Consider the following 24,477-nt stretch of genomic DNA (forward strand, 5'->3'; position numbering starts at 1 on the left):
GCCCCCTCCCCCCAGGCCTCACGGCCCCGCGCCCCGGGCGCTGAGATGCGTGTTCCGTCCGGGAAACAGCGGCGATGCGGCAGGGAAACAGCGGGCGCGCAGGCTGACGCCATGACCTCGCAACAGCGTGTGGTGGTGATCGGCGGCGGCCTCGCGGGCCTGCGGCTCGCGGCCCGGCTCGGCGGGGACGCGGCGGTGACCGTCCTCGGCGAGGAACCGCACGTCCCCTACAACCGGGTGCTGCTGGCCGAGGTCCTCGCGGGCCGGTACGCCCCCGAGGTGACCGCCCTGCCCGCCCCCGGCCCGGCGCTGCGCCGGGGCGTGCGGGCGGTCCGCATCGACCGGGCCGACCGGACGGTCCACTGTGACGACGGCGGCGCGCACCGCTACGACGCCCTGGTCCTGGCCACCGGCTCCAACCCGGTGCTGCCGCCCCTGCGCGGCCTGTTCGAGCCCGACGGCCGGGACCTGCCGGACGGGGTGCACGCCTTCCGCACCATGGACGACTGCCTCGCCCTGGACCGCGCCGTCACCGCCCGCCCCGGGCTGAACGCGGCGGTCATCGGAGGCGGGCTGCTCGGCGTGTCCGCCGCCCGCGCCCTCGCCGAACGCGGCGTACGGGTCGTACTGGCCCAGCAGGGCACCCGGCTGATGGAGCGCCAGCTCGACGAGGACGCCTCGGCCCTGCTCCACGCCCACCTCGGCGAACTCGGCGTCGAGATCCACACCGAGTGCCGGGTGCGCGGCCTGGCCACCCGGGCGGACGGCGCCGGGCGCCGGGTCACGGGCGTCGACCTCGCCGTGGGCCTGCGCCTCGACGCCGATCTCGTCGTCCTGGCCTGCGGGGTGCGCCCGCGCACCGGGCTGGCCCGGGCCGCGGGCCTCGACGTACGCAACGGCGTCGTGGTCGACGACGGGCTGCGGACCAGCGACCCGCGGATCCATGCCATCGGCGACTGCGCCGAACACGCGGGCCGCGTGTACGGCCTCGCCGGGCCCGCACTGGAGCAGGCCGACGCCCTCGCGTCCCTCCTCACCGGCGGCGCCCACGGCGGATCCGGGCGGCCGGACTACACCGGCACCCGCGCCCTCACCCGGCTCACCCTGTCCGCCGGACCGCGCCCCCTGGACCTCGCCGCCTTCGGCGAGACCACCCCGCTGCCCGGGGACGACGTACTGCGGCTCTCCGACGCCACCCGGCGCACCTACCGCAAGGTCGTGGTCCGCGGCGACCGCCTGGTCGGCGGGGTCCTGCTCGGCGAACTCTCCACCGTGGGCGCCCTCGCCCGCAGCTGGGAGGGCGACGAGCCCCTGCGCGCGCACGACGACCTCTCCCACCTGCTCACCGACGACGGAGGCTCCTGAACATGGCCGCATCCACGACGCCCACCCCCGCGATCGTGCTCATCGGGCACGGGATGGTCGGCCAGCGCTACCTGGAGGCGCTCGCCGAGCGCGGCGCGACCGCCACCCACCGGATCACCGTGCTCTGCGAGGAGCCGCGCCCGGCCTACGACCGCGTCCACCTCACCTCGTACTTCTCCGGCAGCTCCGCCGAGGACCTGTCGCTGACCCCCGAGGGGTTCATGGCCTCGAACGGGATCGAGCTGCACCTCGACGACCCCGCCGAGCACATCGACCGGGAGGCCCGCACGGTCACCTCCCGCTCGGGCCGGGTCTTCCCGTACGACGTGCTGGTCCTGGCGACCGGCAGCTACCCCTTCGTGCCGCCCGTACCGGGCAAGGACGCACCCGGCTGCTTCGTCTACCGCACCATCGAGGACCTCCTCGCCATCGAGGCGTACGCGAAGGGCCGCACCAGCGGCGCGGTCATCGGCGGCGGCCTGCTGGGCCTGGAGGCGGCCGGCGCGCTCCAGGGGCTCGGACTGGCCACCCGGGTCGTGGAGTTCGCGCCCCGGCTGATGCCCGCGCAGATCGACGACGGCGGCGGCGCGGCCCTGCTGCGCACCATCGAGTCGATGGGCCTGACCGTGCACACCGGTGTCGGCACCCAGGAGGTGCTCACCGGAGCGGACGGCTCCGTCAGCGGGATGGCGCTCTCCGACGGGTCCTCGGTCGAGACGGAACTCGTCGTCTTCTCCGCCGGGGTCCGCCCCCGCGACCAGCTCGCCCGCGCCGCCGGGCTGGAGGTGGGCGAGCGCGGCGGGATCGGGGTCGACGCCCACTGCCGCACCTCGGACCCGCGGGTCTACGCGATCGGCGAATGCGCCCTGGCCACCGACGGCCGGGTCTACGGCCTGGTCGCGCCCGGCTACGAGATGGCGGAGACGGCCGCGGAGGACCTGCTGGGCCGCGACAAGCGGTTCACCGGCGCCGACCTCTCCACCAAGCTCAAGCTGCTCGGCGTGGACGTGGCCTCCTTCGGTGACGCCCACGGCGCCACCCCCGGCTGCCTCGACGTCGTGTACTCCGACTCCCGCTCCGGCATCTACAAGAAGCTCGTCGTCTCCCCCGACGGCGTCCTGCTCGGCGGGGTCCTGGTCGGTGACGCCGACTCCTACGGGCTGCTGCGGCCGCTCACCGGCAGCGTGCCGCCCGCCGCGCCCGAGCAGCTCGTACTGCCCGCCGGAATCGGTTCCGCCGTCCAGCTCGGGCCCGCCTCGCTGCCCGACCACGCGGTCATCTGCTCCTGCCACAACGTCACGAAGAAGGCCATCACCGCCTGCGCCACCCTGCCCGAGGTCAAGAAGTGCACCAAGGCGGGCACCGGCTGCGGAAGTTGCGTCAAGGTGATCGGCCAGCTGCTCCCGGCCCCCGCTGAGAAGGGGCTCTGCGCCTGCTTCCCCTACACCCGGGCCGAGCTGTACGAGATCGTCCGCACCCTGCGCGTGACCTCGTACGCCGGCCTCCTCGACAGCCACGGCCGGGAGGCGGCGCGCGGCGGTGACGGCTGCGAGGTCTGCAAGCCGACCGTCGGATCGATCATCGCCTCGCTCGCCCCGACCGTCGGCGCGCCCGGCTACGTACTGGCCGGGGAACAGGCCGCGCTCCAGGACACCAACGACCACTTCCTCGCGAACCTCCAGCGCAACGGTTCGTACTCGGTCGTCCCCCGGATCCCCGGCGGCGAGATCACCCCCGACAAGCTGATCGTGATCGGTGAGGTGGCCCGGGACTTCGGCCTCTACACGAAGATCACCGGCGGCCAGCGCATCGACCTCTTCGGCGCCCGCGTCGACCAGCTCCCGCGCATCTGGGCCCGCCTCGTCGAGGCCGGGTTCGAGTCGGGGCACGCCTACGGCAAGGCGCTGCGCACCGTGAAGTCCTGCGTGGGGCAGACCTGGTGCCGCTACGGCGTCCAGGACAGCGTCCGCATGGCCATCGACCTGGAGCTGCGCTACCGGGGCCTGCGCGCCCCGCACAAGCTGAAGTCGGCGGTGTCCGGCTGCGCCCGCGAGTGCGCGGAGGCGCAGAGCAAGGACTTCGGGGTGATCGCCACCGCGAGCGGATGGAACCTGTACGTCGGCGGCAACGGCGGGGCCACCCCGCGCCACGCGGACCTGCTGGCCCAGGACCTCTCGGACGCCGAACTGGTCCGGCTGATCGACCGGTTCCTCATGTTCTACATCCGCACCGCCGACCGGCTGGAGCGCACCTCCGCCTGGCTGGAGCGGCTGGAGGGCGGTCTGGAGCACCTGCGGGACGTGGTCGTCCACGACTCTCTCGGGCTGTGCGGGGAGCTGGAGTCCCTGATGGCCGACCACGTGGCGCACTACCGGGACGAGTGGGCCGAGACCCTGGAGGACCCCGAGCGGCTGCGGCGGTTCGTGTCCTTCGTCAACGCGCCCGGCGCCCCCGACCCGACCGTGCAGTTCGTCGCGGAACGCGACCAGGTCAAGCCCGACCTGACCTTCTTGACCCTTGAGCCCCTGGGAGGGACCCGATGACCGTGGAACTGCGTTGCGCGGAAGGCTGGCTGACGGTGTGCGAGTACACCGCGCTCACCCCGGGGCGCGGGGTGGCGGCCCTGCTGCCGGACGGGACCCAGGCCGCGGTGTTCGTCGACCGCGCGGGGCGCACGTACGCCATCGGCAACCAGGACCCCTTCACCGGGGCGCAGGTGCTCTCGCGCGGGCTGGTGGGATGCGTGGAGGGGCGGCCGTTCGTGGCATCGCCGCTGCTCAAGCAGCGCTTCGACCTGGCGACGGGGCGGTGCCTGGACGACGAGGCGGTGGCGGTCCGGACGTACCCCGTACGGACCGCCGCGACCTCCTCGGTGCCGGCTTGGACGGCTTGGACGGCTTGGACGGCTTAGCCCTGGACGGCCGCCGGGTCCATCCACATGATCTCCCAGGTGTGGCCGTCGAGGTCCTCGAAGGCGCGGCCGTACATGAAGCCGTGGTCCTGGGGGGCGCGGGGCTCGGTGGCGCCCGCCCCGACCGCCCCGTCGACCAGTTCGTCGACGGCGGTGCGGCTCTCGGCGCTCAGACACAGCAGCACCTCGGTGGAGGTGGACGTGTCGGTGATGGCCTTGTGGGTGAAGTCCTTGAAGCGGGCCTCGGTCATGAGCATCGCGACGATGGTGTCGCTGATGACCATGGAGGCGGCGTTCTCGTCGCTGAACTGGGCGTTGAAGGTGTAGCCGAGCTTCGCCCAGAACGCCTTGCTGGCGTCCAGGTCCTTGACCGACAGATTGACGAAAATCATCGTTGACATCTCGGGATCGCTCCTCTAGAGCCCGCACGCACCGCCCCCCGTGGAGCGGTGTCCGGTGCTTGCGAGGGGTAGACCGCGGCCCCGCCGGAAACTCATCGCTCCACGGAAAAACTTTTCGTTCCGGCACGCGGTTACCGCCGCGGCCGGAGAAATGAAGCCCCCGGGGCCCCGCGAAGGGGCCCCGGGGACGCTCACAGGGCCCCGGAGGGCCGTTACGAGGCCACCGCGCCGCCCTTCAGCAGGGCCGCGCCCAGCGGGGTCACCGTGTGCAGCACCGCGCTGCCCCGGCGCAGGGTCGTGACCAGGCCCGCCTCCCGCATCACGCAGGCGTGCTGGCTGGCCGAGGCCAGCGAGACCCCGGCCCGGCGGGCCAGTTCACTGGTCGTCGCCCCGTCCCCGATGGCCCGCAGGACCACCGAGCGGGTGTGCCCGACGAGTTTGCCCAGGGTCCGCTGGCGCTGCTCCTCCACGGGCCGGGCCGCCTCGCCGCCGGTCTGGGCCGAGGCGAGCTGCGCCGCGGCCGGGTAGACCAGGACCGGCGGCAGTTCCGGGTCGTGCAGGGTCACCGCCGTGCGCCGGCAGAAGAAGGACGGCTGGAGCAGCAGGCCGCGCCCGCGCAGCCGGACGTCCCGGTCCACCGGGTAGTCGCACTCCAGCACCGGTGCCCGCCACCGCAGCATCGGCGGCAGCGAGGCGAGCAGTTCGTCCGCCCCGCCGTCGAGCAACGCGCGGCCCCTGGCGGCCCGCTCGGCCTCGATCTGCGCCTGGATGTGCGTCCAGTACGGCTCCACGGCCGCCCGGTGGTACCCGCGCAGCTCGTCCATGAGCCGCGGCAGGTGCCGCGGGCCGTCGTCGGCGAAGTCCCGCAGCCGCGGCGAGGGCTGTGCCCCCTGCCCCAGCACGACGAGCTCCCGGCGCATCCGCTCGGGCCTGATCCCGCGCAGCGCGTCGAGCCCCATGTCCCATCCGTACTGACCCTCGACCGGGGTCAGGAAATCCGGGAAATAGCCGCGACTCGGTATGAGCGCACCGAGCAAACGTGTTTCACTATTCAACCTGCTCCGCGTTGTTGTACGCCATTCACCGAACAACCGGACATCACGCCGGTCCCTTAAACGGTGAAAACTGAGAATCGTTTCCCACAACGCATCGGGACGCCCTGCCATCCGTACGCGTGCCAGGTCCACTCCAGTGAAATGGATACGAAGCACCGAACCCCCACCTGTGCAACCGCAATCCCCCCGCCCCACGAGTATGCATGCCGTCACACGACGTCACCACGCCCTTTCGGCCACAGTTGAAACCCCTTTCGGCGGGGGTGTGACAACCGAAATCCTGTACTCCGCCGGGCACACTCCGGCGCGACCGAAACGCTCCGCGAAGGCCGTGGGGGGCTTTGCGGGGCCTGGCGGTCGGTCGCACCGGGAAGCGCCGACGTGCCCGGCAGATTGTCAGCAGGCGGTGGACGGGTGGGGATCCGTCCACCGCCTGCTGACGTAAAGAGTGGTTGAACAATGTGCTTCTTCACACCGCGCTTCTCGCACCGCGCTTCCCGCACCGCGGTTCTCCACACAACAGCGCGCCCACCCCAGGGCGTCAGGGAACCCGGGGCAGGCGCGGTCTGAGGGGGGGCGGGCGGCGCGTACCGCACGCACGGAGCGCGCGCGGTACGGCGGCCGCGCCGCAGGGGGGTCAGCGGCTGTCGCTGCCCTTCGAGTCGGCGGCGGCACGGCCCGCCTCCAGGCGCGCCACCGGGATCCGGAAGGGCGAGCAGGAGACGTAGTCGAGGCCGACCTCGTGGAAGAAGTGCACCGACTCGGGGTCGCCGCCGTGCTCGCCGCAGACGCCGAGCTTGAGGTCGGGGCGGGTCTCCCGGCCCGCCTGGACCGCGCTGCGGACCAGGGCGCCGACGCCCTCCTTGTCGATGGTCTCGAACGGGGAGACCCCGAAGATGCCCTTCTCCAGGTACGCGGTGAAGAAGCTGGCCTCGACGTCGTCGCGGGAGAAGCCCCACACCGTCTGGGTCAGGTCGTTCGTGCCGAAGGAGAAGAACTGGGCGGCCTCGGCGATCTGACCGGCGGTCAGCGCGGCGCGCGGCAGCTCGATCATCGTGCCGATGGTCAGCTTGAGGCTGGTGCCGGTGGCGGCCTCGACCTCGGCGATGACCTGGTCGGCCTCCTCGCGGACGATCTCCAGCTCCTGGACCGTGCCCACCAGCGGGACCATGATCTCCGCGCGCGGGTCGCCCTTGGCGTTCTTGCGCTCGGCCGCGGCCTCGGCGATCGCCCGGACCTGCATGGCGAACAGACCGGGGATGACCAGGCCGAGCCGGACACCGCGCAGACCCAGCATCGGGTTCTGCTCGTGCAGCTTGTGCACGGCCTGGAGCAGGCGCAGGTCGTTCTCGTTGGAGTCCTTGCGGGACTCGGCGAGGGCGACGCGCACCGACAGCTCGGTGATGTCGGGCAGGAACTCGTGCAGCGGCGGGTCGAGCAGGCGGACGGTCACGGGGAGCCCGTCCATCGCCTCGAAGAGTTCGACGAAGTCCTTCTTCTGGAGCGGCAGGAGGGCACTCAGTGCCTCCTCGCGCTCCTTGTCGGTGTCCGCGAGGATCAGGTGCTCGACCAGTTCCCGGCGCTCACCGAGGAACATGTGCTCCGTGCGGCACAGGCCGATGCCCTGGGCGCCGAAGCGGCGGGCGCGCAGCGCGTCCTCCGCGTTGTCGGCGTTCGCACGCACCCGCAGCCGACGGACCCGGTCCGCGTAGGCCATGATCCGGTGCACGGCGGCGACCAGCTCGTCGGCGTCGTCGGCGCCCGCGTGCATCCGGCCCTCGAAGTACTCGACGACCGGGGACGGTACGACGGGCACCTCGCCCAGGTACACCTTGCCGGTGGAGCCGTCGATGGAGACGACGTCGCCCTCTTCGACGACCGTCCCGCCGACCGTCATCCGGCGGCGCTTGGTGTCGACCTCAAGGTCCTCAGCGCCGCAGACGCAGGTCTTGCCCATGCCGCGGGCGACGACGGCGGCGTGCGAGGTCTTGCCGCCGCGCGAGGTCAGGATGCCCTCGGAGGCGATCATGCCGTCCAGGTCGTCCGGGTTGGTCTCGCGGCGGATCAGGATGACCTTCTCGCCGGAGCGGGACCACTTGACGGCCGTGTACGAGTCGAAGACGGCCTTGCCGACGGCCGCGCCCGGGGAGGCGGCGATGCCGCGGCCGAGCAGCGTGGTCTTGGCGTCCTCGTCGAAGCGCGGGAACATCAGCTGCGCGAGCTGGGCGCCGTTGACACGCTGGAGGGCCTCGGCCTCGTCGATCAAGCCCTGGTCGACGAGCTGGGTGGCGATGCGGAAGGCCGCGCCCGCGGTGCGCTTGCCGACGCGGGTCTGCAGCATCCACAGCTGGCCGCGCTCGATCGTGAACTCGATGTCGCAGAGATCCTTGTAGTGGGTCTCCAGCGTGGTCATGATCGTCATGAGCTGGTCGTACGAGGCCTTGTCGATGGCCTCCAGGTCCGCGAGCGGCACGGTGTTGCGGATGCCCGCGACCACGTCCTCGCCCTGGGCGTTCTGGAGGTAGTCGCCGTAGACGCCCGCGTGGCCGCTGGCGGGGTCGCGGGTGAAGGCGACGCCGGTGCCCGAGTCAGGGCCGAGGTTGCCGAAGACCATGGAGCAGATGTTGACCGCGGTGCCCAGGTCGCTCGGGATGCGCTCCTGGCGGCGGTAGAGCTTGGCGCGGTCGGTGTTCCAGGAGTTGAAGACGGCCTCGACGGCGAGGTCCATCTGCTCGCGGGCGTCCTGCGGGAACTCCCGGCCCGCCTCCGTGGCGACGATCTCCTTGAAGCGGGCGACCAGCTTCTGCAGGTCGGCGGCGTCGAGGTCGGTGTCGACGGTGACCTTCTTGGCGGCCTTGGCCTCGTCCAACGCGTCCTCGAACAGCTCGCCCTCGACGCCGAGGACGGTCTTGCCGAACATCTGGATGAGACGGCGGTACGAGTCCCAGGCGAAGCGGTCGTTGCCCGCCTGCGCGGCGAGGCCCTGGACCGACGCGTCGGACAGGCCGATGTTGAGGACCGTGTCCATCATGCCGGGCATGGAGAACTTCGCGCCGGAGCGGACGGAGACCAGCAGCGGGTCGTCCGACTGACCGAGCTTCTTGCCCATCGCGGCTTCGAGGGCCGCGAGGTGGGCGCTCACCTCGTCGCGCAGCGCGACGGGGGCGTCGCCGCTCTCCAGGTAGACCTTGCAGGCCTCGGTGGTGATGGTGAAGCCGGGCGGGACGGGGAGGCCCAGGTTCGTCATCTCGGCGAGGTTGGCCCCCTTGCCGCCGAGAAGGTCCTTGAGGTCCCGGTTGCCCTCGGTGAAGTCGTAAACGAACTTCTGATCTTTGTTTTCCGACACGGGTCTCGACTCCTCGAGGACTCGGTGGCTGCCCTGACGGCCAGGAACATACCCAGATCGAAGGCTTATGGGTACGTCCACTTGGCGGTCACATGGCTGTAACCACCCATGCGCCAGGACATCGAAAGTAACTCGCGGGTAGCTGGAACATACGAAGAGCCTTCACATCCCGAAGCGAGAAGGGCTCATTGAGGCCTGTCCCCGCTCGGATGAGCGATCATCGATACATTTGCGTTCAAGTCTTGAACGCACAAAGGGTGGCACCCAGTGCCACCCTTTGAGAATCTTAGCCGTGATATTGCCGCTCATCTGAGCGCAACCCCACCCATGCGTGGCGTATCTCACGCCGCCCGAGGGGCCCCGGAAGCCGGTTTCTCAGCCGCCGGAGGTGTCCAGCTCGGCTTCCTCGCTCACCCCTGCGCAGTCGTAGGGATCCTTGAGCCAGCCTTCAGGGAGGACAACCCGGTTGTTTCCGGACGTCCGGCCGCGCGGGCCGTCCGCGCTCTCCGGCCACGGCTGGTCCAGGTCCAGCTCGCTCAGATGAGCATCCAGCTCGGCCAGGGAGGAGGTCACGGCCAGCTTCTGCCGCATCTCCGAACCCACCGAGAAGCCCTTGGTGTACCAGGCCACGTGCTTACGGAAGTCGATCACCCCGCGCGCCTCGTCGCCGATCCACTCCCCCAGCAGCTGCGCGTGCCGGTGCATGGTGGCCGCGACCTCGCGCAGCGTCGGCTTGTGGAAGTCCTCGGGACGTCCCTCGAAGGCCGCCACCAGGTCGTTGAACAGCCACGGCCGCCCCAGGCAGCCGCGCCCGACGACCACGCCGTCGCAGCCCGTCTCGCGGACCATGCGCAGCGCGTCCTCGGCGCACCAGATGTCGCCGTTGCCCAGCACGGGGATCTCCGGCACGTGCTCCTTGAGGCGCGCGATGGCCTCCCAGTCGGCGGTGCCGCCGTAGTGCTGGGCGGTGGTGCGTCCGTGCAGCGCGATCGCGGTGATGCCCTCCTCGACGGCGATCCGGCCGGCGTCGAGGTAGGTGAGGTGGTCGTCGTTGATGCCCTTGCGCATCTTCATCGTCACCGGCAGGTCACCGGCGCCCGCGACCGCCTCGCGCAGGATCGCGCGCAGCAGGTTCCGCTTGTACGGGAGGGCCGAGCCGCCGCCCTTGCGGGTCACCTTGGGGACCGGGCAGCCGAAGTTCAGGTCGATGTGGTCGGCGCGGTCCTCCTCGACGATCATGCGGACCGCCTTGCCGACCGTGCCGGGGTCGACTCCGTACAGCTGTATCGAGCGGGGCTTCTCGCTCTCGTCGAAGTGGATCAGCTGCATGGTCTTCTCGTTGCGCTCGACCAGCGCGCGCGTCGTGATCATCTCGCTCACGAAGAGCCCCTTGCCGCCCGAGAACTCGCGGCAGAGGGTGCGGAACGGGGCGTTGGTGATGCCGGCCATCGGCGCGAGCACCACCGGGGGCTGCACGGTGTGCGGGCCGATCGCGAGGGGCGGGGGGAGCGTGGTCATCCCCCCATTGTCGCGCAGCCGCGCCGCACCCCGCATTTGTTTAGTTAGGCGTACTAGTGAGGCGTACCATCGGCACCATGCACGACGTGAGCCCCAGGCGCCGCCTCCTGATCCTGGCCATCTGCTGCATGAGCCTGCTGATCGTGAGCCTCGACAACACCGTCCTGAACGTCGCCCTGCCCGCCATGCGCCGCGAGCTGGACGCCACGGTCGCCGGGATGCAGTGGACGATCGACGCGTACACGCTGGTCCTGGCCTCGCTGCTGATGCTCGCGGGCTCCACCGGCGACCGGATCGGCCGCCGCAAGGTCTTCACGGCCGGGCTCGTCCTCTTCACCGCCGGTTCGCTGCTGTGCTCACTGGCCCCCAGCCTCCAGTGGCTGATCGTCTTCCGCATGATCCAGGCCGTCGGCGGCTCGATGCTCAACCCGGTCGCGATGTCGATCATCACCAACACCTTCACCGACCCGAAGGAACGCGCCCGCGCCATCGGCGTCTGGGGCGCCGTCGTCGGCATCTCCATGGCCGCGGGCCCACTGATCGGCGGACTGCTCGTCGACTCCGTCGGCTGGCGGTCGATCTTCTGGGTCAACCTCCCGGTCGGACTCCTCGCCCTGGTACTGACCCTGCGCTACGTCCCCGAGTCGCGCGCCGACCGGCCCCGCCGCCCGGACCCGGTCGGCCAGCTGCTCGTCATGGCCCTGCTCGGCTCCCTCACTTACGGGATCATCGAGGCCCCCGATGCGGGCTGGACCTCCCCGCTGATCCTCGGCTGCGCGGTGCTGGCCGCCGCCGCGCTGGCCGGGCTGCTCGTCTACGAGCCCCGGCGGCCCGAACCGCTGATCGACCCCCGGTTCTTCCGGAGCGCGCCCTTCAGCGGAGCCACCGTGATCGCGGTCAGCGCCTTCGCCGCACTGTCCGGGTTCCTCTTCCTCAACACCCTCTACCTCCAGGAGGTGCGCGGGCTGAGCGCCCTGCACGCCGGGCTCTACATGCTCCCCATGGCCGCGCTGACCTTCCTCTTCGCCCCGCTGTCGGGACGGCTGGTGGGCGCGCGCGGGCCCCGGCTGCCGCTGCTGGTCGCGGGGGTCACCATGGCCGCGAGCGGGCTGCTGTTCGCCGCCTTCGACGCCGCCTCCTCGACGGCGCTGCTGTTCACCGGCTACGTCCTCTTCGGGCTCGGCTTCGGCATGGTCAACGCGCCCATCACCAACACCGCCGTCTCCGGGATGCCCCGCGCCCAGGCCGGGGTGGCGGCCGCGGTCGCCTCCACCAGCAGGCAGACGGGCGGCACCCTGGGCGTCGCGGTCATCGGCGCGGTCCTCGCGGCCGGGCTGGGCGGGCACGCGTACACGGCGAAGGCCTTCGCGGACGCGGCCCGGCCCGCCTGGTGGATCATCACGGCCTGCGGGCTGGCGGTCCTGGTGGTGGGCCTGATGACGAGCGGCCGCTGGGCCCGCGCCACGGCCGTACGGACCTCGCGCACGCTGGAGAAGGTCCCCGCCTCCTGAGCCCGGGCCCCTTGTCGCCGCGCCGGGCTACTCGCCGCAGGTGAAGTCTTCGGCGTTCGTGTCGATCCGGCCGAGCAGGTCGCGCAGGACGTCGCGCTCCGGCTCCGAGAGCCCCGCGAAGAGCACCTGCTCCACGGCGTCGAGCGCGGCGTCCGTGGTGCGGAGCGCGGCGGAACCGGCCGGTGTGATGGCCACGTTGTGGCGGCGCCGGTCGGCCGGGTCCCGGCGGCGCTCCACCAGGGCCCCGCCCTCCAGGTCGTTGAGGAGGCCGACCAGGACGCTCGGGTCCACCTCCAGCCGCTCGGCGAGGGCCCGCTGGCTGACGGGGCCCGCTTCCAGGTGCATGAGGGTCATGGCGTGCCGCGGGGTGAGTCCGGCGGCACTGAGCGCGCGCCGCATGCGGGCCTCCGTGGCCGAACCGTGCCAGGCGAGCAGCATCCCCAGGCGCTGCGCCGGGTCGCGGCCGTTCTGGACGTCCCGGCCCGGCTGTGCGTCCTGTGCGGTCATCTCCTTACCGTAACAGTTGCGGAATGATTGGCTCGGGTAGATCGTTGATGCTGTTCAATGGTCTCCAATCCCCAATCGTTGGAGCACTTCATGTTCATCGCGTACCTCGCCATCGCCACCCTCCTCACCCTCGCCCTCACCTTCTCCGCGGTGTTCACCGCCCGCCGCGCCGAACCGGTGATCTCGAACATGCGGGCCGTCGCGGTCCCCGATTCCTGGCTGCCCGGGCTCGCCGCGGCGAAGGCCGCCGGCGCGGCCGGCCTCGTCATCGGATTCTGGATCGCACCCCTGGGCATGGCAGCCGCAGTCGGCCTGGCCCTCTACTTCGTCGGCGCCGTCGCCACCCACGTGCGGGTCAAGCACTACGCGTTCGCCCCGGCCGCCGTGCTCCTGATGCTCTCGGTCGCCTCGCTGTTGCTGCGCATCGCGTCGGCGTGAACCCGAACGGGTGATGACGGATGACAGATATTGAAATCTGTTACTCGTCATGCCATTCTTCTGTCATGACGACGAACGAGAACACACACCCCTCCCACTCCACCCACCCCATTCGCCGGCGCACCCTCGGCACCACCGGCCCGTCCGTGCACCCGCTGGGTCTCGGCTGCATGGGGATGTCCGCCCTGTACGGCGAGGCCGACCGGGCCGAGTCCATCGCCACGATCCACGCCGCCCTCGACGCGGGCGTCACCCTGCTGGACACCGGCGACTTCTACGGCATGGGGCACAACGAACTCCTGATCAACGAAGCCCTGCGGACCGCCCCGGCCGCCGCCCGCGAGCAGGCCCTCACCAGCGTCAAGTTCGGCGCCCTGCGCACGGTCGAGGGCGGCTTCACCGGTTACGACGGGCGTCCGGCGGCCGTGAAGAACTTCCTGGCCTACTCCCTCCAGCGGCTGGGCCGGGACCACATCGACATCTACCGCATCGCCCGCGTGGACCCCGACGTCCCGATCGAGGAGACCGTCGGGGCCATAGCCGAAGCCGTCCAGGCCGGGCACGTCCGGCACATCGGGCTCTCCGAGGTCGGCGCGGACACCCTGCGCCGGGCCGCCGCGGTCGCGCCGATCTCCGACCTCCAGATCGAGTACTCCCTGATCTCGCGCGGCATCGAGGAGGAGATCCTGCCCACCGCCCGCGAGCTGGGCATCGGCATCACGGCGTACGGGGTGCTCTCCCGAGGTCTGATCAGCGGCCACTTCACCCGCGACCGGGCGCTCGCCCCCGGTGACTTCCGCGGGATGAGCCCCCGCTTCCAGGGGGACAACCTGGACCGCAATCTCGACCTGGTCGACGCGCTGCGCAAGGTGGCCGACGACAAGGGCGTGAGCGTGGCGCAGACCGCCATCGCCTGGGTGCTCTCGCGCGGCGAGGACATCGTCCCGCTGGTGGGCGCGCGCCGCCGGGACCGGCTGGTGGAGGCCCTGGGCGCGCTGGACACCGTCCTCACCCCGGCCGACCTGGCCGCCATCGAGGCGGCCGTCCCCGCCGGAGCGGCGGCGGGCGAGCGCTATCCGGCGGCGCAGATGGCCCACCTCGACAGTGAACACTGAGCTGCCGGTACGGTCGTAGACATGCCCCCCGCAGCTGCTGAACCCCTGACCCCCGAGCGCATCCTCGAAGCCACCGAGGAGGTGCTGCGCCGCTTCGGCCCCACGAAAGCGACCGTGGTGGACGTGGCACGCGCCCTGGGCGTCAGCCACGGCAGTGTCTACCGGCACTTCCCGTCGAAGTCCGCGCTGCGCGAGGCGGTCACCGACCGCTGGCTCGCGCGGAACGTGGTGATGCTGGAGGAGATCGCCTCGGCGCCCACCGGGACCGGGCCCTCCAAGCTGGAGGCATGGCTCGATGCGCTCTTCGCGACCAAGCGGCGCAAGGCGGGGGACGACCCGGAGCTGTTCGCGACCTACACGGTGCTGCTCGCCGAGAACAGCGGGGTGGTGGACCACCATCTGACCCAGCTGATCGCCCAGCTGACCCGGATCATCGCGGAGGGCGTGGCCGCCGGATCGCTGGTCGCGCCGGACGCGCCGGCGGCCGCCCGCGCCGTCTTCGACGCCACCGGCCGCTTCCACGACCCGCAGTACGCGGCGGAGTGGCTCTCGCCGACCATCACCACGGAGTTCGAAGCCGTCACCGCGCTCATCGTCCGGGGGCTGCGCGCGTAGGCCTCCGGCCGCCCACCCTGGCCGGAAACTCGGTGGTCCGGACAGCTAGGTGATCATTTCAGGTGCTACGCCTTGTACCGGCGCGGCATTCTCCTTACGTTCCCCCTACCGCACTTCATCAGGCACGCCTCAGGGGGAACGTTGTCCGTTCAGGAAACACCGACAGCACCGGCAGTACCGGCCGCACCACCCGCCCGCTCGGGCCGGGCGGCCGCGATCGGCTGGATCGTGACCATCGTCTTCAACCTGGTCCTACCGATCGTCACCTACAACGTCCTCACCGGGCGGGGCTGGACCGAGTTCTCCGCGCTGCTGCTCAGTGGCGTCTGGCCGGTGGCCGAGTCCCTCGTCTCGCTCGCCTGGCGCCGCCACATCGACGAGTTCGCCGTCGTCACCCTGGTGTTCCTGGCGATCACCGCCCTGGTCACCCTGGTCGGCACCCACTCCGCCCGCGCCCTGCTCATCAAGGACTCGGGCGTCACCGGGCTGTTCGGCGCGCTGTGCATCGCCACGCTGCTGGCGCCGCGGCCGCTGATGTTCTACTTCGGCCGCAAGTTCGGCACCGACGGCACCCCCGAGGGCGTGGCGTACTTCAACGGCCTCTGGCAGTTCCCCGACTTCCGCAAGGCGATGAGGCGGATGACGGCCGTCTGGGGCATCGCGTACCTGGTCGAGGCCGTGCTGCGGCTGGTGCTGGCGTACGCGCTGAGCACCGGCACCATGGTGGTCCTCAGTCCGGTCCTGATCTACGCCTTCCTCGTGTCGCTGATCTTCTGGACCATCCGCTACTCGAAGCGGAGCCAGGCCGAGGGCCAGGCCAAGGCCGCGGCGCGGGCGGCCGCGGCGGCCGAGGCGGCGGCCGGAGCGGGAACCGGTCCGGTCACCGCCTGACCGCGGCCCGGATGACAGAAAGGGGTGGCCCGGTGCGCACTGCGCACCGGGCCACCCCCATTGTCGGACCGAGTCGGACCGACTCGGACCTAGCAGCCGAGCAGACGGCTGCCGAGGTAGCTCTGGATCTGGTCCAGGGAGACGCGCTCCTGCTTCATGGTGTCGCGCTCGCGCACGGTCACCGCGTTGTCGTCCAGGGTGTCGAAGTCGACGGTCACGCAGAACGGCGTACCGATCTCGTCCTGGCGGCGGTAGCGGCGGCCGATGGCGCCCGCGTCGTCGAACTCGATGTTCCAGTTCTTGCGCAGGTCGGCGGCGAGGCCCTTGGCCTTCGGCGACAGCTGCGCGTTGCGGGACAGCGGCAGGACGGCGACCTTGACCGGGGCCAGGCGCGGGTCGAGGCGCATCACGGTGCGCTTCTCCATGACGCCCTTGGCGTTCGGGGCCTCGTCCTCGTTGTACGCGTCGAGCATGAAGGCGAGCATGGCGCGGTTGACACCGGCCGCCGGCTCGATCACGTACGGGGTGTAGCGCTCACCGGACTCCTGGTCGAAGTAGGTGAGGTCCTGACCGGAGGCCGCGGAGTGCGCCTTGAGGTCGAAGTCGGTGCGGTTGGCCACACCCTCCAGCTCGGAGAACTCGTTGCCACCGAAGTTGAAGCGGTACTCGATGTCGGCGGTGCGCTTCGAGTAGTGGGACAGCTTGTCCTTCGGGTGGTCGTACCAGCGGATGTTCTCCTCGCGGAGACCCAGGTCGCGGTACCAGTTCCACCGCTCCTGCATCCAGTACTCCTGCCACTGCTCGTCCTCGCCCGGCTTGACGAAGAACTCCATCTCCATCTGCTCGAACTCGCGCGTGCGGAAGATGAAGTTGCCCGGCGTGATCTCGTTGCGGAAGGACTTGCCCATCTGGGCGATGCCGAACGGGGGCTTCTTGCGGGAAGTCGTCTGCACCTGGGCGAAGTTGGTGAAGATGCCCTGGGCGGTCTCCGGGCGCAGGTACGCGACGGAACCGGCGTCCTGGGTCGGGCCGAGGTGCGTCTGGAGCATGCCCGAGAACTGCTTGGGCTCGGTGAACTGGCCCTTGTTGCCGCAGTTCGGGCAGTTGATGTCGGCCAGGCCGTTGGCGGGGAGGCGGTTGTGCTTGGCCTCGTACGCCTCTTCCAGGTGGTCGGCGCGGTAACGCTTGTGGCAGGACGTGCACTCGGTCAGCGGGTCCGAGAAGGTCGCCACGTGGCCCGAGGCCTCCCAGACCTCACGGGCCAGGATCACGGAGGAGTCGAGGCCGACGATGTCCTCACGGCCGGTGACCATCGCGCGCCACCACTGACGCTTGATGTTCTCCTTCAGCTCGACACCGAGCGGGCCGTAGTCCCAGGCAGCCCTGGAGCCGCCGTAGATCTCACTGCACGGGTAAACGAAGCCACGGCGCTTGCTCAGGCTGACGATGGTTTCGATCTTGTCGGCGGCCACGGTGCTCTCTTCATTACGAGGACGAACGGCGAATGCCTCAGGTTACCGGCGCCCGTACCCCCTCCTTCAAATCGGATCCCCCTTGAGCAGCCACGGAGGCGCCTCCCACCTGGCTTTTTGACAATCGTTTCCATCTTTGATGAAAATGGATGTCATGAACGTACGACGCCTCATACCCACCGCCGCCCTCGCCGCCGCCGTCGCCCTCGCCGCCACGGCCCTGACCGCCTGCTCCGGCGCCTCCGCGGCGGGCGGCGGCAAGGACGGCAAGCTCGACGTGACGGCGTCGTTCTACCCGATGCAGTTCCTCGCCGAGCAGATCGGCCAGGACCACGTGAAGGTCACCTCGCTGACCAAGCCGGGCGTCGAACCCCACGACCTGGAGATAACCCCCCAGCAGACCGCCAAGCTGGGCGAATCCGACCTGGTCCTCTACCTCAAGAGCCTGCAGCCCGCCGTCGACAAGGCCGTCGCCCAGACGCCCGCCAAGAACGTCGTCGACGCCGCCACGCTCACCAAGCTGGAGGTCCACGGCAGTTCCGGCCACGACCACGCCGAGGGCGACGCGGGCCACGACCACAGCCACGACGAGTCCGGCCTGGACCCGCACGTCTGGCTCGACCCGGTCAAGTACGCCGAGATCGCCAAGGGAGTCGGCGCCGCCCTGGAGAAGGCCGACCCCGGCCACGCGGCGGACTACAAGAAGAACACCGACGACCTCGTGGCCAAGCTGGGCGCGCTGGACACCGAGTTCAAGGACGGCCTGAAGAACACGGCCTCCAAGACCTTCATCACCACCCACTCCGCCTTCGGCTACCTCTCCGAGCGCTACGGCCTCGACCAGGAGGGCATCGCCGGCGTCGACCCCGAGTCCGAGCCGACCCCCGCCCGGATGAAGGAACTCCAGGCCCTCGCGAAGAAGGACAATGTGACGACCGTGTTCTTCGAAGCCCTGGCCAGCGACAAGACGGCCAAGACCCTCGCCCGCGACACGGGACTGAAGACCGACGTCCTCGACCCGCTCGAGGGAATCACCGACACGTCCCAGGGCGCTGACTACTTCGCGATCATGCGGTCCAACCTCAAGAACCTGCAGAAGGCGCTCGGCAACAAGTAATGGCAGCAGTAGCAGCAACGGAGGCGCGAGCCATGGAGTCCACGGCAGCCGCGACAGCGGTGGAGCAGCCCGTCATATCCCTGCGCGGGGCCACGGCCACGCTCGGCTCGCGCCCCGTGCTGCGCGGGATCGACCTCACCGTCCGGCGCGGTGAGGTCGTCGCCCTGCTCGGCGCCAACGGCTCCGGCAAGTCCACGGCCGTCCGCGCCGTCGTCGGCCAGGTCCCGCTGACCTCCGGCGCCCTCTCCCTCTTCGGTACGGACTTCAAGCGCTTCCGGGAGTGGGCGCGCATCGGCTACGTCCCCCAGCGCACCACCGCCGCCAGCGGCGTCCCCGCCACCGTCCGCGAGGTCGTCTCCGCCGGACGCCTGGCCCGCACCCGCTTCGGGCTGCTGCGCGCGGCCGACAAGGCGGCCGTGACGCGCGCCCTCGCCCTCGTCGACATGGACGGCTACGCCGACGCCTCGGTGAACGCCCTCTCCGGCGGCCAGCACCAGCGCGTACTCATAGCCCGCGCGCTCGCCGGGGAACCCGAGCTGCTGATCATGGACGAGCCGATGGCGGGCGTCGACCTCGCCAACCAGGAAGTCCTCGCCAACGCGCTGCGCCTCCAGGTGGAGGCCGGCACCACCGTGCTGCTCGTCCTGCACGAGCTGGGCCCGCTGGAGCCCCTCATAGACCGGGCGGTCGTCCTGCGCGACGGATGCGTCACGCACGACGGACCGCCCCCCGAGGCCCTGGGCCAGCACGCCCTGCCCGGCCACGACCACGTACACCCCCACGCGGCCCACGACGCCGAACCGATCCGGACGGGACTGCTGAGCTGATGGACATCCTCGACTACGCCTTCATGCAGCGGGCGCTGATCGCGGCCGCGCTCGTCGGCATCACCGCCCCCGCCATCGGCACCTACCTCGTCCAGCGCCGCCAGGCGGTCATGGGAGACGGCCTCGGGCACGTCGCCATGACCGGTGTCGCGCTCGGCTTCCTGCTCCAGACCAGCCCCGTCTGGATGGCCACGCTGGTCGCCGTCGTCGGCGCCGTCGTGATGGAGCTGATCCGCTCGCGCGGCAGGACCAGCGGCGACGTCGCGCTCGCGATGCTCTTCTACGGCGGCCTGGCCGGCGGTGTGATGATCATCAACATGGCGCCGGGCGGCTCCACCGCCAAGCTGCTGGCCCCGATGTTCGGCTCGATCGCCGCGATCGCGCCCGAGGACGTCACCGCCATGGCGATCCTGTCCGTCCTCGTCCTCGCCGTCACCATCGGCCTGCGCCGCCAGCTCTTCGCCGTCTGCCAGGACGAGGAGTTCGCGCGGGTCTCCGGCCTGCCGGTGCGCCTCCTGAACCTGACGATCGCGGTCACCGCCGCGGTCACCGTCACCGTCGCCATGCGCATCGTCGGCCTGCTGCTGGTCAGCGCCATGATGGTGATCCCGGTCGCGGCCGCCCAGCGGATCACCCGCGGCTTCGCCGCCACCCTGGGCCTGGCCATGGCCTTCAGCCTCACCATCTCGCTGTCCGGCACGGCGGCGACGTACTACATCGACGTCCCCTCGGGCGCGATGATCGTGCTCCTCGCCATCGCCCTCTTCCTGGTGCTGTCGCTGGTCGCCACCCCGCTCGCCAAACGGCGGGCCCGGGCCGCGCGCATCCCCGAACAGGTCTGCACCCAGGACGACGTGAAGGTCCAGTAGGACACCCACCAAGGCCCCGGACGGGGCACCGGGGACGTCCGGGCTGGCACAATGGCGGGACGGCCCGATATGAGGAGGACCCGGTGGCGACTGCCCCTGGCGAGATGAATACCGCGCCAGTACGAGGGCGCTCGACCCGGCAGCGCGCAGCCGTCGCGGCGGCGCTGGACGAGGTGGACGAGTTCCGCAGCGCCCAGGAACTGCACGACATGCTCAAGCACCGCGGCGACTCCGTGGGCCTGACCACCGTCTACCGCACCCTGCAGTCCCTCGCCGACGCGGGCGAGGTCGACGTCCTGCGCACCAGCGACGGCGAATCCGTCTACCGGCGCTGCTCCACCGGCGAGCACCACCACCACCTGGTCTGCCGCAAGTGCGGCAAGGCCGTCGAGGTGGAGGGCCCGGCGGTGGAGAAGTGGGCCGATGCGATCGCGGCCGAGCACGGCTACGTCAACGTCGCCCACACCGTGGAGATCTTCGGCACCTGCGCGGACTGCGCCGCGGCGGGCTGACCCGCCGCGGCCCGGCGCCCGCGCGGGCGCCGCGTCGGCCGTCGGCCGTCAGCCCGGCTGTCCCGGGATCTCCGCCTGGTTCGGGAGCGCCCCGCCGAAGCGGCGGTCGCGCTGTGCGTACTCCAGGCAGGCCGCCCAGAGGTTGCGCCGGTCGAAGTCCGGCCACAGCACGTCCTGGAAGACCATCTCGGCGTAAGCGCTCTGCCAGAGCAGGTAGTTGGACGTGCGCTGCTCGCCGCTGGGCCGCAGGAACAGATCCACGTCCGGCATGTCCGGGTAGTACATGTACTTCGCGAAGGTCTTCTCGTTGACCTTCGACGGGTCGAGGCGGCCCGCCGCCACGTCGCGGGCGATCGCCTGCGCCGCGTCCGCGATCTCCGCGCGGCCGCCGTAGTTCACGCAGAAGTACAGCGTCATCGCGTCGTTGTCGACGGTCTGCTCCTGCGCGACCTGGAGCTCCTGGACGACCGACTTCCACATCTTCGGCATGCGGCCGACCCAGCGGATCCGGATCCCCAGCTCGTTCATCTCGTCGCGGCGGCGGCGGATGACGTCCCGGTTGAAGTTCATCAGGAAGCGCACCTCGTCGGGCGAGCGCTTCCAGTTCTCCGTCGAGAAGGCGTAGAGGGAAAGGTTCTTGACGCCCATCTCCAGGCAGCCCTTGAGCACGTCGAGCACCACGCCCTCGCCGACCTTGTGGCCCTCGGTGCGCGGCAGCCCGCGCTCCTTGGCCCAGCGGCCGTTGCCGTCCATGACGACCGCGACGTGGTTCGGGACCAGTTCACCGGGGATCTTCGGCGGGCGCGCACCGGACGGGTGCGGCTCCGGAAGCTTGTAGTCCCGACGGCTGCGTCCCAGGATCCCGCGTCGTGCCATGTGTCCAGCTCCTATTTCTCGACGTATCGCAGGGAGCGTAGCCCGCGCTCCAGATGCCAGTGCAAGTAGGCGGAAACCAGCCCGCTCCCCTCCCGGACGTGGCGCGCCTCGCAGGCGTCCGCGTGCACCCAGTCACCGGTGAGCAGCGCGCTGAGCAGCCCGATGGCCTCCGACGAGGGTACGACGCTGCCGGGCACCCGGCAGTCGCCGCAGACGACCCCGCCCGCGGCGACGGAGAAGTGCCGGTTGGGGCCGTGGATGCCGCACTTCGCGCAGTCCGTGAAGCTGGGGGCGTAGCCGTTGACGGCCAGCGAGCGCAGCAGGAAGGCGTCGAGGATCAGGTTCGGCGCGTGCTCGCCGCGCGAGAGGGTGCGCAGGGCGCCGACGAGCAGCAGGTACTGCTGTACGGCGGGCTCGCCCTCCTGGTCGGTGAACCGCTCGGCGGTCTCCAGCATCGCGGTGCCCGCGGTGTAGCGGGCGTAGTCCACGACGATGCCGTTGCCGTAGGGGGCGATGATCTCGGTCTGGGTGCACAGCGGCAGGCTGCGGCTGACGAGATCGCTGCCGCGGGCGAAGAACTGCACGTCGGCGTGGGAGAAAGGTTCCAGCCCGGCGCCGAACTTCGACTTGGTCCGCCGCACACCACGGGCCACGGCCCGGACCCGCCCGTGGCCACGGGTCAGGAGCGTGATGATGCGGTCCGCCTCACCCAGCTTCTGGGTGCGCAGCACGATGCCGTCGTCGCGGAACAGACTCATGGTTTCCATTGTCCCGTACCCCACTGACAGGACGGCCACGGGAGCGGGAACGGCAGCGCCCCCGCCGGGCACGAGGCCCGGCGGGGACACCCCTTGGGAGGATCAGGCGGTCGGCGCCGGGGCGGGCTCGCCCTCGGCCGACTGTGCCGGGATGGCTGTCGTGGTGGCCTCGTCGTCCGCCGCCGGAGCGTCATCCTCCGAAACGTCGTCCTCCGAGACGTTGTGCGGGTCGTCCTTGCCCAGACCATTGAAGATCAGGTTCAGGACGATCGCGGCGGTGGCACCGAGCGTCACACCGCTGTTGAGCAGCGAGGAGAGGTCCGAGTTCATGTGGTCCTTGAAGAACACCGGAACCGTGGCCGGGAGCAGCGCGAAGGCCAGGGAGACGCCCACGACCAGCGCGTTCTTCTCCTCCTTGAGGTCCACCTTGGCCAGGGTCTGGATACCGGCCAGGGCCACCATCGCGAACATCACGGTCGCGGCGCCGCCGAGGACTCCGTGCGGGACGGCGGCGACGATCGCGGCGGCCTTCGGGAGCAGACCGAGGACGATCATGATGACGCCCGCGGAGACCACGACGAACCGGCTCTTGACCTTGGTCATCCGGACCAGGCCGACGTTCTCGGCGAAGGCCACGTACGGGAAGGAGTTGAGGATGCCGCCGAGGGCGGTCGCGGCGCCGTCGGCACGCAGGGCGCGGGCCACCGTCTCGCTGTCGACCTTCTTGCCGACGATGTCGCCGACGGCGTAGGTGTCACCGGTGGTCTCGACCATGGTGATCAGCATGACGATGAGCATCAGGACGATCGGGAACCACTCGAACTTCGGGGCGCCGTAGTGGAACGGGGTGCTGATGCCGATCCAGTCCGACTTGCCCACGTCGCCGAACTTGGCGTCACCGAGCAGGAACGCGACCGCGGTGCCGCCGACCAGGCCGAGCAGGATGGCGATGCTGGAGAGGAACGGCTTGCCGAGCTTCATCAGGACGAGGATGAAGAGCATCGTGCCGCCGGCGTAGGCGAAGTTCTTCGGGTCACCGAAGTCGGGGCTGCCGAGGCCGCCTGCGGCGTCGTTCAGGCCGACGGGTATCAGCACGATGCCGAGGACGGTGATGACCGTACCGGTGACGACCGGCGGGAAGAGCCGCATGACCATGCCGAAGGCCTTGGGCGGCAGCCAGGCGAAGGCGAAGGTGGCAAGGCCGGCGGTGATGACCGCGCCGTAGATGACGAGCAGGCCCGCCTCCTTGCCGCCCGCCCCGAGACCGATGGCGATCATCGGGGACACCGCGGTGAAGGTGACGCCCTGGATCAGCGGCAGTCGCGCGCCGATCCGGCCGATGCCCCACGCCTGGATGATCGAGGCGATGCCGCAGGTGAAGAGGTCGGCGTTGATCAGGTAGACCAGCTGCTCGGTGGTGAGCCCGAGGGCGCCACCGACGATGATCGGAACGATCACCGCACCGGCGTAGAACGCGAGTACGTGCTGGAAGCCGTACAGCGCGAGCTTGGGGAGGGGGAGCACCTCGTCGACCGGGTGCGTGTTCTGCTCTCCGTTGGCGGAAAGCCGGGCGGCGACACGTGCCATCTCTGCCTTGCCCTTCAAGAGGTAGGTAAGCGAGAGGAGATCTGGTTATCCCTGGTCGGAGTGGGTCGTGAGCCCGTTGATCCGCCAGGGTTGTCAGTGCGTTCACGTGAATCGAAGCCTTGCCGTGTTACGGGCAGCGCCTCGCCGTGTGACCGGAATTGAACGCCTGTGGGGGGCTTCACAGATATCGTCAACTTCTACAAATTGTTGAGGTTTCGAGAACTCATCTGTAGAGGTTTCCACAGTGGCGGGCACGCGCGGGGCAGGGTATGCGGGGAGATCGCCCAGGGGGCCGGTTTGCGGTGCGCGACAGCTAAGCGACCCGACTGGGGGGCCAACGACCTGCGCGGAAACGTCCTACGTCGCTTCCGCGCGGCAAATCGAGACCTGATCGCACACCTGTCCACTTGGTGGATACGCCAACCCCTGAACGTTCACTTCCACCCATCTGACGACACCTCTCAGCCACCCGCGAGGCCGGATTGTTACCTACCCCAGGGGGGCGCGGCTGCGCCGCGGGGGGCGGTGGCTTCGGGTGTCCGGGGTCGGGGAGGTTCCGGGGGCTGCCCGCCAGTTCAACTGTCTCTTCGTGGTGCCGTGACCTGTCAAGGGCGCTCCCTGCGGTCGCGTCGCTACGCGATGGCCTGCGGCCACCCTTGACAGATCCCGTCCCCACGAAAAGCCAAGAACTGTCGGGCGGCCCCCGGGGGAAGGCATGGGGGACCTGACCCGTGACCCGGGGGTGGTGACGGGCGGGCCCGGTCCGGGGTGCGGCCAAGCCGCGCC

The 24,477-nt window shown here is 70.5% G+C and carries 21 protein-coding genes; 12 read left to right on the top strand and 9 right to left on the bottom strand.

Translation table 11 applies throughout. The features are described 5' to 3' along the window. Window positions 1–111: 111 nt before the first annotated feature. The 3 genes from OHS33_RS11450 to nirD are packed head-to-tail and all read left to right on the top strand — an operon-like array spanning window position 112 to window position 4,276. Window positions 112–1,365, top strand: coding sequence for an NAD(P)/FAD-dependent oxidoreductase (locus tag OHS33_RS11450; RefSeq protein WP_330330281.1), 1,254 nt, complete (start codon window positions 112–114; stop codon window positions 1,363–1,365). Between the two features lie 2 nt (window positions 1,366–1,367). Further along, window positions 1,368–3,908 (top strand): nitrite reductase large subunit NirB, encoded by a 2,541-nt coding sequence (gene nirB, locus OHS33_RS11455; RefSeq protein WP_330330282.1) that lies wholly within the window; start codon window positions 1,368–1,370, stop codon window positions 3,906–3,908. Further along, window positions 3,905–4,276 carry a nitrite reductase small subunit NirD gene (gene nirD / locus OHS33_RS11460; RefSeq protein WP_330330283.1) on the top strand — a complete coding sequence of 124 codons (372 nt, stop codon included), beginning with the start codon at window positions 3,905–3,907 and terminating at the stop codon, window positions 4,274–4,276. Before nirB ends, nirD begins: the two co-directional genes overlap by 4 nt. Here nirD and OHS33_RS11465 read toward each other — a convergent pair. The 4 genes from OHS33_RS11465 to dusB all read right to left on the bottom strand — a co-directional run bounded on the left by OHS33_RS11465 (window position 4,273) and on the right by dusB (window position 10,596). Then, window positions 4,273–4,677: a VOC family protein gene (locus OHS33_RS11465; protein WP_330330284.1), complete on the bottom strand. Its 405-nt coding sequence runs from the start codon at window positions 4,675–4,677 to the stop codon at window positions 4,273–4,275. The two genes, nirD and OHS33_RS11465, sit on opposite strands and share 4 nt — an antisense overlap. A 212-nt stretch (window positions 4,678–4,889) precedes the next feature. Beyond that, complete coding sequence (locus OHS33_RS11470; protein ID WP_330330285.1) at window positions 4,890–5,888, bottom strand: ArsR/SmtB family transcription factor; 999 nt, start codon at window positions 5,886–5,888, stop codon at window positions 4,890–4,892. 481 nt (window positions 5,889–6,369) lie between these two features. Beyond that, window positions 6,370–9,078, bottom strand: coding sequence for a pyruvate, phosphate dikinase (gene ppdK / locus OHS33_RS11475; protein ID WP_330330286.1), 2,709 nt, complete (start codon window positions 9,076–9,078; stop codon window positions 6,370–6,372). 375 nt (window positions 9,079–9,453) lie between these two features. Beyond that, on the bottom strand, window positions 9,454–10,596 hold the full coding sequence (dusB, locus tag OHS33_RS11480; protein ID WP_330330287.1) for a tRNA dihydrouridine synthase DusB: 1,143 nt from the start codon (window positions 10,594–10,596) through the stop codon (window positions 9,454–9,456). Window positions 10,597–10,673: 77 nt separating this feature from the next. Here dusB and OHS33_RS11485 point away from each other — a divergent pair, with 77 nt between their 5' ends. Next, window positions 10,674–12,107 carry an MFS transporter gene (locus OHS33_RS11485; RefSeq protein WP_330330288.1) on the top strand — a complete coding sequence of 478 codons (1,434 nt, stop codon included), beginning with the start codon at window positions 10,674–10,676 and terminating at the stop codon, window positions 12,105–12,107. A 27-nt stretch (window positions 12,108–12,134) separates the two neighbouring features. Here the strand turns inward: OHS33_RS11485 and OHS33_RS11490 are convergent, their stop codons facing one another. After that, on the bottom strand, window positions 12,135–12,614 hold the full coding sequence (locus tag OHS33_RS11490) for a MarR family winged helix-turn-helix transcriptional regulator (protein WP_330330289.1): 480 nt from the start codon (window positions 12,612–12,614) through the stop codon (window positions 12,135–12,137). A 90-nt stretch (window positions 12,615–12,704) separates the two neighbouring features. Between OHS33_RS11490 and OHS33_RS11495 the strand changes: the two genes are divergently transcribed. The 4 genes from OHS33_RS11495 to OHS33_RS11510 all read left to right on the top strand — a co-directional run bounded on the left by OHS33_RS11495 (window position 12,705) and on the right by OHS33_RS11510 (window position 15,673). Continuing rightward, the gene (locus OHS33_RS11495; protein ID WP_330330290.1) at window positions 12,705–13,052 is read left to right on the top strand and encodes a DoxX family protein; all 348 of its coding nucleotides are present in this window, start codon (window positions 12,705–12,707) and stop codon (window positions 13,050–13,052) included. Between the two features lie 65 nt (window positions 13,053–13,117). Continuing rightward, complete coding sequence (locus OHS33_RS11500) at window positions 13,118–14,167, top strand: aldo/keto reductase (RefSeq protein ID WP_330330291.1); 1,050 nt, start codon at window positions 13,118–13,120, stop codon at window positions 14,165–14,167. A gap of 21 nt (window positions 14,168–14,188) precedes the next feature. Further along, entirely contained in the window at window positions 14,189–14,782 is a 594-nt protein-coding gene (locus tag OHS33_RS11505) for a TetR/AcrR family transcriptional regulator (protein ID WP_330330292.1), read from the top strand. Window positions 14,783–14,923: 141 nt separating this feature from the next. Then, on the top strand, window positions 14,924–15,673 hold the full coding sequence (locus tag OHS33_RS11510) for a VC0807 family protein (protein ID WP_330330293.1): 750 nt from the start codon (window positions 14,924–14,926) through the stop codon (window positions 15,671–15,673). A gap of 89 nt (window positions 15,674–15,762) precedes the next feature. Here OHS33_RS11510 and OHS33_RS11515 read toward each other — a convergent pair whose 3' ends face one another. Continuing rightward, window positions 15,763–17,145: a glycine--tRNA ligase gene (locus OHS33_RS11515; RefSeq protein WP_330330294.1), complete on the bottom strand. Its 1,383-nt coding sequence runs from the start codon at window positions 17,143–17,145 to the stop codon at window positions 15,763–15,765. Between the two features lie 154 nt (window positions 17,146–17,299). Between OHS33_RS11515 and OHS33_RS11520 the strand changes: the two genes are divergently transcribed. From OHS33_RS11520 to OHS33_RS11535, 4 genes are all read left to right on the top strand, one after another. Further along, the gene (locus tag OHS33_RS11520; RefSeq protein ID WP_330330295.1) at window positions 17,300–18,262 is read left to right on the top strand and encodes a metal ABC transporter substrate-binding protein; all 963 of its coding nucleotides are present in this window, start codon (window positions 17,300–17,302) and stop codon (window positions 18,260–18,262) included. Window positions 18,263–18,294: 32 nt separating this feature from the next. Continuing rightward, complete coding sequence (locus tag OHS33_RS11525) at window positions 18,295–19,089, top strand: metal ABC transporter ATP-binding protein (RefSeq protein ID WP_330330296.1); 795 nt, start codon at window positions 18,295–18,297, stop codon at window positions 19,087–19,089. Further along, the gene (locus OHS33_RS11530; protein ID WP_330330297.1) at window positions 19,089–19,958 is read left to right on the top strand and encodes a metal ABC transporter permease; all 870 of its coding nucleotides are present in this window, start codon (window positions 19,089–19,091) and stop codon (window positions 19,956–19,958) included. Before OHS33_RS11525 ends, OHS33_RS11530 begins: the two co-directional genes overlap by 1 nt. 104 nt (window positions 19,959–20,062) lie before the next feature. Further along, window positions 20,063–20,470, top strand: coding sequence for a Fur family transcriptional regulator (locus tag OHS33_RS11535; RefSeq protein ID WP_330335013.1), 408 nt, complete (start codon window positions 20,063–20,065; stop codon window positions 20,468–20,470). A gap of 48 nt (window positions 20,471–20,518) precedes the next feature. Here the strand turns inward: OHS33_RS11535 and OHS33_RS11540 are convergent, their stop codons facing one another. The 3 genes from OHS33_RS11540 to OHS33_RS11550 all read right to left on the bottom strand — a co-directional run bounded on the left by OHS33_RS11540 (window position 20,519) and on the right by OHS33_RS11550 (window position 23,691). After that, on the bottom strand, window positions 20,519–21,346 hold the full coding sequence (locus OHS33_RS11540; protein ID WP_330330298.1) for an isoprenyl transferase: 828 nt from the start codon (window positions 21,344–21,346) through the stop codon (window positions 20,519–20,521). 11 nt (window positions 21,347–21,357) lie between these two features. Next, a complete protein-coding gene (gene recO, locus OHS33_RS11545) occupies window positions 21,358–22,104 on the bottom strand; it encodes a DNA repair protein RecO (RefSeq protein WP_330330299.1) in 747 nt (248 codons plus the stop codon). Window positions 22,105–22,206: 102 nt separating this feature from the next. Continuing rightward, window positions 22,207–23,691 (bottom strand): nucleobase:cation symporter-2 family protein, encoded by a 1,485-nt coding sequence (locus tag OHS33_RS11550; protein ID WP_330330300.1) that lies wholly within the window; start codon window positions 23,689–23,691, stop codon window positions 22,207–22,209. Window positions 23,692–24,477: the final 786 nt, after the last annotated feature.

This window comes from Streptomyces sp. NBC_00536 (genome assembly GCF_036346295.1).
GTDB lineage: Bacteria > Actinomycetota > Actinomycetes > Streptomycetales > Streptomycetaceae > Streptomyces.